The organism is Bacillus sp. P4_D3 (assembly GCF_056401855.1).
In genome coordinates this window covers 1-1,960 of the sequence record NZ_JBFUIN010000581.1, presented here as the reverse complement: position 1 = coordinate 1,960, position 1,960 = coordinate 1, and the positions used below count along the sequence as shown (strand labels likewise).

Genomic DNA, 1,960 nt, shown 5'->3' with positions numbered 1-1,960 from the left:
CCAATAAAGCCTGTTCCACCAATTAAAAATACTGTTCTCATATAAAATCTCCTTTTTAGTACTATTCAGTACTAATTTGATGTAAAAAAAAAGCTTCTTTTATCGAAGCAAGTTAAATAAATGATCTGCTGTTTTCGTGATTACAGTTGCATCCTTCAATGTTTCTGAAATAAATAACGCTCCTTCAAGATTTGTAATAAAAAGTGATGCTACCTCATCAATATTAATCGTATTTCTGAATTCTCCATTCTCTACCCCTTGTTTAAGTAATAGAGAAACTTTCTTTTGTAATTCTGTAAAAAAAAGACCTATTTTTTCTTTTATTTGCGTGGCCTGTGTAGGACTTTGAATATAAAGAGTAATAAATGGACAGCTCCCCTTATACTCTCTCGACTGAACTCCTTGTGATAATTGCTTTAAAAACAGTTGGATACGATCTTCAACTAAAAATTGGTTCTGAGAAAGTACGTCATCAATTGCAGATTGATACATTTCAATCCAATAATCAACGACCCCTTCTAATAATACTTCCTTATTAGAAAAGTGATAATACACATTAGACTTTGAAACTTTGCTTACACGTACTAATTCATCCATACTTGTATAAGCAAACCCTTTTTCTAAAAATAATGTTGCAGCTACTTCAATCACACGTTTTTGATTCATTAATTTTACCTTTGTCATAACTAGAACTATATAGTACTAATTTAAATGTTGCAAGTATTTATGTTAATTTAGAAAAAAGTTTGATTAAAAAAGTTCCACTAACATTGATTTTACTGCAAAAAAATCTTATTTTGAATAAAGTTGAACTGAACCCCGAAATTGTTAATTCACTATCGTCTAATAGGGGTCACCATACATACCCATCAACTTAAGAAAAAGAAATGCCCCCAAAACGAAAAAATGAGCGGCTTCTCAAAATAGCTATCTGTAGAGAAAGAAAATTTTAATTTAGGGGGATATGAAAATATTAGCTTGATGGGTATGAAGTAGTGCCCCTATAAACAAAATCCTCCAGAAACATCTAAAATTTGCCCTGTTACCCAGCGGCTATCAGAAGAAGCAAGGAATTCTACTACATCTGCAATATCTTCAACTTGCCCTATTCGTCCGAACACAGATGAATTCGTAGCAAAATTTCGTATTTCCGGATTATCTAGCAATTTCGCATTTATATCTGTCTTCGTATATCCAGGCATAATTGTATTCACTGTTATACCTCTTTCTCCAAGATGTTTAGCTAGAGGAAGTGTCATCGTATTTAGTGCACCTTTACTTAAACCGTATGCAATGGACCCTGTAAAACCAAGTCTTACTTCAGCTGATGAAATGTTAATAACTCGCCCCTCCGCTCGTAATAACGGTAATGTTTGCTGAATTAAGAAGAACGGTGCTTTAATATTTACAGACATAATTTCATCAAAAACTTCTTCTGTCGTATTTTCAATTGTTCCTTGTGTACCTATCCCTGCATTGTTTACTAAAATATCAATCTCTGATGTACCAACTCTTATTTGTAATTCATTCTTCAATTGTTCTACTATCTTTTTGACACCATCAATTGAATTGAAATCCGCTTCAATTAAGAATGCCTTTCCTCCATTAGATTCAATCTCACTAATTGTTTCATCTGCAGCTGCTTTATTTCGGCCATAGTGAATTGCAACTAATGCACCGTCGTTTGCTAATCTCATCGCAATCGCACGGCCAATGCCGCGACTCGCTCCTGTTACTAACGCTACTTTCCCATCAAGATTTTTCATTTTTTCCATCCTTCCTAAATTTCCGTTTGATAAAGTGAAACTTTAATCAGTGGGGGTTTTCTTCATCCCCCACTGATTATTAGTTGAACCAATCGGGCTTTTACGGGCAGTTAATCTCTCACCTAACCACTTTGCTCCAGCTGAATTTTGAGGTGGGAGTTTTACTGCCCGTTAATGCGGGATAAATCCTATAC

Annotated in this window: 2 protein-coding genes; both read right to left on the bottom strand. The window is 34.4% G+C overall.

Annotation, left to right across the window (positions count from 1 at the left end; translation table 11 throughout):
• Positions 1-99 precede the first annotated feature (99 nt).
• Complete coding sequence (locus AC1DTM_RS24295; protein ID WP_016105342.1) at positions 100-666, bottom strand: TetR/AcrR family transcriptional regulator; 567 nt, start codon at positions 664-666, stop codon at positions 100-102.
• A gap of 335 nt (positions 667-1,001) precedes the next feature.
• On the bottom strand, positions 1,002-1,766 hold the full coding sequence (locus AC1DTM_RS24290) for an SDR family oxidoreductase (RefSeq protein WP_133059500.1): 765 nt from the start codon (positions 1,764-1,766) through the stop codon (positions 1,002-1,004).
• Positions 1,767-1,960 lie beyond the last annotated feature (194 nt).

Coding starts and splice junctions, on each gene's coding strand:
- AC1DTM_RS24295 (WP_016105342.1), bottom strand. CDS start 666: ATGAATCAAAAACGTGTGATTGAAGTAGCTGCAACATTATTTTTAGAA.
- AC1DTM_RS24290 (WP_133059500.1), bottom strand. CDS start 1,766: ATGAAAAATCTTGATGGGAAAGTAGCGTTAGTAACAGGAGCGAGTCGC.